6 protein-coding genes are annotated in these 5,856 nt (G+C 65.1%); 4 read left to right on the top strand and 2 right to left on the bottom strand.

Annotated features, from left to right (window positions below):
• The coding region (locus tag EQG76_RS13240) for a VOC family protein (RefSeq protein ID WP_200840789.1) at nt 1-448 on the bottom strand (448 nt) is incomplete at its 3' end.
• A gap of 269 nt (nt 449-717) precedes the next feature.
• Between EQG76_RS13240 and EQG76_RS13235 the strand changes: the two genes are divergently transcribed.
• Entirely contained in the window at nt 718-1,632 is a 915-nt protein-coding gene (locus EQG76_RS13235; protein WP_159714046.1) for a LysR family transcriptional regulator, read from the top strand.
• 457 nt (nt 1,633-2,089) lie between these two features.
• The gene (locus EQG76_RS13230; protein WP_159714044.1) at nt 2,090-2,755 is read left to right on the top strand and encodes a hypothetical protein; all 666 of its coding nucleotides are present in this window, start codon (nt 2,090-2,092) and stop codon (nt 2,753-2,755) included.
• Nucleotides 2,756-2,867: 112 nt separating this feature from the next.
• Here the strand turns inward: EQG76_RS13230 and EQG76_RS13225 are convergent, their stop codons facing one another.
• Entirely contained in the window at nt 2,868-3,755 is an 888-nt protein-coding gene (locus EQG76_RS13225; protein ID WP_159714042.1) for an NAD-dependent epimerase/dehydratase family protein, read from the bottom strand.
• Between the two features lie 643 nt (nt 3,756-4,398).
• Between EQG76_RS13225 and EQG76_RS13220 the strand changes: the two genes are divergently transcribed.
• Nucleotides 4,399-4,971: a hypothetical protein gene (locus EQG76_RS13220; RefSeq protein WP_159714040.1), complete on the top strand. Its 573-nt coding sequence runs from the start codon at nt 4,399-4,401 to the stop codon at nt 4,969-4,971.
• A 334-nt stretch (nt 4,972-5,305) separates the two neighbouring features.
• Nucleotides 5,306-5,856 (top strand): 3-hydroxyacyl-CoA dehydrogenase family protein (locus EQG76_RS13215; protein ID WP_235031351.1); only part of this gene is annotated, 551 nt, incomplete at its 3' end.

The raw sequence follows: 5,856 nt of genomic DNA, 5'->3' as shown, positions 1-5,856 counted from the left end.
TCGCGTGCTCAGCCGGCACGGTGCCCTTGCCCCAGGCCGGCTCACTCTCGATGCCGGGCAGGGCGATCAGGGCCAGGCGCATCCCGTCCGGGTCCTTGAAGGTCAGGACGGTCTGGCCAAAGCGCCGGACCGGGTTCTCGTGCGGCACGCCCTTTGCCAGGAAGCGCTGGGTCCAGTAGCCCAGCGAGCCCTCCGGCATGCGCAGCACGGTCTCCTCCGTCTCGCCGACGCCCAGCCTTCCGGCCGCCACATGCTCCCACGGGAAGTGAGTGAGGATGGTGCCGGGGCTGCCCGCCTCGTCGCCATAATAGAAGTGATAGGTGGTGGGATCGTCGAAATTCATGGTCCGCTTGACCATGCGCAGGCCGAGCGTGTCGACATAGAAGTCGCGACTGCGCCGGGCAGGGCCGGCAATGGCCGTGACATGGTGGATACCGTGCATGTTCATGGTGCTGTCCTCGTCCGGCGGAAGTCCGCCTTGTCGCTACAGCAGATAGGTCATCGGTCACTCGCTGCTAAGAGTTGGCTGATTGCGTTGGTGCAATCGTTTTGCTGCAGTGCTGCCGGCACTGTTGCAACATGGAAGGATGTCGGGCGGTTCGTCCACCTGCCAGAACCCACTGGCCAGCTCGTGGCCGGCATGGCCTGATGGCGGCAATTGCTTCAATGCAGGTACCGGCCGCCATGCCCCTGGTACCGCCGCCTGCCCGAGATCCGATGGCCGACACGTTCGAGACGCTCGCCTGGGACGACCTCCGCCTGATCCGCGCGGTAGCGGCGGCCCAGGGCCTGCCTGCCGCCGCGGCGAAGCTTAGCGTGAATCACTCCACCGTGTTCCGGCGCCTGCAGCGGATCGAGCAGCAGCTCGGCATCATCCTGTTCGAGCGCCACCGCACCGGCTACGTCCCGACCGCGGCCGGTGAGGAGATTGTGGCCCTGGCCGGGCGGCTGGACGAGGAGATCACGGCGGTCACCCGCAGGCTAGCCGGGCGCGGCAACAGCCCGGCCGGGGAACTGCGCGTCACCACCAGCGACGGCCTGCTCGTCCACCTGCTGACGCCGCTGTTCGCCCGCTTCCGCCAGGCCTGTCCGGACATGTGCCTGGACGTGGTCCTGACCAACCAGGCGCTCAACCTGTCCAAGCGCGACGCGGACGTGGCGATCCGGGCGACCCGGCACCCGCCGGAGAACCTGGTCGGCCGTCGCATGGCGACGATCGCCTGGGCGCTCTATGGCCGCGCGGACCTGCCCGTGGCAGCCGGGCCCAGCGAACCGGACCTGGCCGGCCGGGACTGGGTTTCGCTCGGCGACGACCTCACCGCGCTCGAGGCCGCCCGCCGCGTCCGCGCCCGGGTGGCACCCGAGCGGGTCGTCTACAAGGTCAGCACCGTGCTGGGTGCGGCCGAGGCGGTGCAGGCCGGGATCGGCATTGGCTACCTGCCCTGCTTCATCGCCGACACGATGCCGGCCCTGGCCCGGCTCGCCCCGCCCGACCCGGCACTCGCCGACGATCTCTGGCTCCTGACCCACCCGGACCTGCGCCATGCACCCCGGGTCCGGGCATTCTCCGACTTCCTCGCGCGCGAGATCGGCCGGTGGCGCCGGCTGATCGAAGGGGTCGCAGCAGACTGATCTGACCTGTTCCCGGAGAGGAGCTTCTGCTCGGACGACTGCTGAAGTCGCTGGCGAATCGGTGCGACCGTTTCCTGTCGAGGCTTTCCTGGGCGGCAGGAGGCTTCAGGCCACGAATGCATGTAGGACGGTTCGCTAGCCGCCTAGGTTCTTGGGCAGCTCCAAAAGATCATAAAATCATAGCTCATGCATTCGCGTGGCCTGAGCGACAATTTTTCAAGTGTATGCGAGACAAGGCTGCATCAACAAAATGTGACTGAGTGATAAATATCAATAGAAGGCCAGACACGTATGGTAACATGTTCGGTGCGGCAAGGAGATTCTGTCAAACCGCAGTAAGGACGTCAGCCGTATCAAAGCTACCTTGATGCAGCGGCGCGGCGGTCGGCTGATGTTTTGGCAGAAATACTGTCGCCATTTGCCAGAGTGGTTTCCGATCAGTCAGGAGGATAACTCAGTGCAGCCCGCTATCTACAGAGCCAGCGCCATCGCCCTCAGCCTTACCGCCCTGGTGGTCGCACCAATCAGCCAGGCGGCGGCCACCACCGACTTTCCGGTCTGCTACAAGGTCGTCGACCGGGACGACAACAAGGCCCACCAACCGGGCTACTACTCGCCGGAACGCCTCGTGCTCGACGTGGCGTTCCACTCCTACCTGAAGACAACGCGCTCGAGTGGTCGGCAGACCGTATACGACGCGGATGGCAAGCACACCTACTGGGAGGGAGGCTCCGGCCACAATTTTAGCGATGAGGACCATACGGTCATGGCGGTGTTCGACGGCGCCATCGTGACGTCGAACTATTCCTGGAAGCAGCCCAAGGGCGCCCATCTAGGCGGCACGTCCTACTTCGTGCGTGACCCGAACGAGCGCGGCTACGGGCCGGAGGGCGGCCCCTACTACAGCCCGATCCATTGGGAATGCACCTCCAAGCAGGTACATGCGGCCCCGGACACCTGGAGATGCACCATCTCCTACCAGTCCTTCGGTGACCACAACAATGCCGGCCGCTACGAGTACCGAGGCGTCTACCTGAAGAAGGTCAAGCACAATCGGGACGAGAAGTGCGACATCTTCCAGGATACCGACAACTACTATCCGGACAACCACTACAGCGAATAAAGGCTGGTGCGGGTTCCAGGCACGGACACGCACTGCCCGGATGGACCACCTTTTGAGCTGCGGCCGCGGGTTATCCCCGCGGCCGCTTGCGCATTCAGACCTGCCGGAATCGTCAGGCCGTTCCGCTCAGCACCTGCCAGACATCGTCCTTCGGCCGGTAGTCCAGCAGCGCCTCGGTCGGCCCCAGATCCCATGGGGCGCCCGCATTAGCCGACATGGCGTTCACGATGATGCCGGGCGCTGGCCAGCCTGCCGCGTCGGCCAGGACCGCACCCTGCACCACGCCGACCAGATCCCGGTTGGACAGCCACATGTTGCGGAACCAGCGCAGCGCGCGCTGGCCGGCCTCGTCCAGCGCATCGGCGCTCTGCTCCGGCGTGCCCGTCCCGGTGATGGTGCGCGGATGGTTCTCGCCCGGCTGGCACCAGCCGATGCGCAGGGCGACCGCGGTGAGGCCGCCGCGCTCGGCCTCCATCACGCACAGGCGCTCGCCCATCAGCTTGGCGGTGGCATAGGCGGTCGAATCCTGCACCCCGTTGCCGCTGTCCCAGAGCGTGCCGACCCTGGGCGGCGTGTCCGGCCGCAGTGAACCGGCAAGCTCCGCCTCCGGCAGGTCCTTGTAGCGGCCCATGACGTGGTTCGAGGTGGCGAACACCAGCCGGCGTGGCCGGCCTTCCCGGGCCGTGGCCACGACATTGATCGTCATGTCGAACGACGCGGCGGAATCGACCCAGCTCGCCTCGGGATAGGGAACCTGCGCGGCCAGATGGATGATCGCATCCGACTGTTCGACCGCCTGGCGCCAGGCGGGATCGCTGCGGTCGGTCAGGTCGCCGGTGACGGCCTGGGCCTTGGCGGTGCCGAATCCTGGTTCCGGCAGGACCCGGTCGATCGCCAGGATCGTGCCGCACCAGTCCTGCGGAGCGAAGGCCGCGATCAGCTTGCGGCCGAGATTGCCGTTGGCGCCGGTGATGGCGAGGGTCAGGGGCTTGGCGGTCATCGTCGGTTGTGCTCGCGCTTCAGTGGGTTGTTGTCCCGGCACCGGCCTGCCAGCCAGTTCGGGCGCATGAGCCCGCGCTCGGCCTTGCCGCTCCAATGGCTGCGGGATCAAGTGGCGGCCGCAGGTCACCTGCGAGCCGGGGACACGGTGCGTCAAGCTTCCTATGGTTGGTGGCCGAGACGCCATTGCGTCGACAGACTGAGGACTCCGGAGTTCCCTTGGAGGCCGACGGGCAGCGGCTCGCGGAACGGAAGTTACGAGATACTCAATGTTCCGGCCACGTGGCCAAAACGGCGATGCACGCAGGGGTATAGGTACCAGCTTGGGAACAGGCTGAAGTCACCGCCAGTCGCCGTCCTTCTGCGTGCAGCGCATGACCCTAGGGGCCTTAAGACATACCTCGGTACACTATTTCCTGAAACAATCACATTCTCGTGATATGCTGCAGTACTCAAAGTAGTGATCAATAATTTCATGGTAGAAGGCTGTCCGTGACGACGGGTTAATCATTCCGGAAAAAAAAACTCAATATCCGGAAATTAAAACGGAAACGTGTTTCTCTTTTGTTCTGTTCATGCTGCCGTGCGGAGTGGTGGCGTGCCCGTCCTCGCGCAGGAAAATTCCTACTACGGAGGATATGTTCATGTACGTAGTTGCGCTTCGGACCAGTGTTCTCGCGCTTAGCTTTGCTGCCATGGCGGGTATCCCCTTCGAGCAGGCTTCGGCGCGAGACTACCCCGTCTGCTACAAGACCAAGGAGTATGAGCCGACCAGGCTCGTCCTGAACGTCGCCTTCCATTCTCGCCTCCCGACCACCAAGCTCACCGGCAAACAGGAAGTCTGGGACGCGGCGGGCAAGCATAGCTACACCGAGAACCACAAGAACGTGATGGCGGTGTTCGACGGTGCGATCGTGACATCGGCGCCGACCAAGCATCGTTACGGCCAGCCCAAGGGGGCCCATCTGGGTGGTACTTCCTACTTCGTTCGCGGCGGCACCGGCATCGGACCGCAGAACGGCACGCAGAACCCGATGGACTGGGAATGCACGTCGGCCGAGCCTAGCCCGATCCCGAGCACCTGGGCCTGCACGCTCAAGTCGGACGACTACAAGAGCGGCATTCCGGTCACGCTGTACCGGTTGAAGAACGCCGACAAGGAATGCGACGTTTTCCAGGACACCTATGACAATCCGAAGCCGCCCAAGCCGTACTGAACGGTAGGTTCGTTGCGGGCAGCCGGAGGCGGCTGCCCGTCATCGTTCGGCAATCGCAATCGCCACGGTGGACCCAGGCCGACCGTGGCACTTTCCTGTGGAGTACGCAGCCGGCCGCTCGCCCTTGACGCGGGCATTTGGCGAAAATACGCCTGCCGGTGCGGCAGCACGCTGCCGCGAGCGGAGGCCGTACCAGCAAGCCATGAACGATAGGCGTTCCGCCGATGCGACCGTGCGGGCAGCAGCCCGGATCAGCGCGGTGCCATCCGGCAGGAACGGCCGGTTCGGGATCCGTTCGTCACTTCCCTGGATCCTGAACCGCCGGAGCATTGTCATGAAGCAGGTCGCAGTGATCGGTGCCGGGCTGATGGGCCACGCACTGGCGCTGGTCTTCGCGCTGGGCGGGCACCGCGTCCGGCTGACCGACAGCAACCCGGCCACGCTCGACGGCTCGATGGCGCTGATCGAGAAGGCCGCCGCCACCCTGGTGTCGGCGGGCGAGGCGGACCCTTCCTGGACGCCGGCCAGGCTCTCCGAGGTGATCACCCGGCACGAGACCCTGGCGGACACGGTGCAGGGGGCAGAGCTGATCATTGAGGCGGTGGTGGAGCTGGCCGACGTCAAGACCGCCCTGTTTCGGGAGCTCGACGCGCTGGCCGCGCCCGATGCCGTGTTCGCCAGCAACACGAGCAATCTCGACGTGTTCCCGCTGATCCCCCGGCATCGCTGGAAGCGCTCGCTGATCGCCCACTGGTACTCGCCGCCCTATCTCGTGGACCTGGTCGACGTGGTGCCGACTCCCGAGACTGATCCGGCAGTGACCGCCGAGCTCAAGGCGATGCTGGAGGCGATGGGCAAGGTGCCGGTGGTGTTCCGCAAGTTCGT

The organism is Geminicoccus flavidas (genome assembly GCF_009806515.1).
Classification (GTDB): Bacteria; Pseudomonadota; Alphaproteobacteria; order Geminicoccales; family Geminicoccaceae; genus Geminicoccus; species Geminicoccus flavidus.
This window is presented reverse-complemented; position numbering and strand designations above follow the sequence as displayed.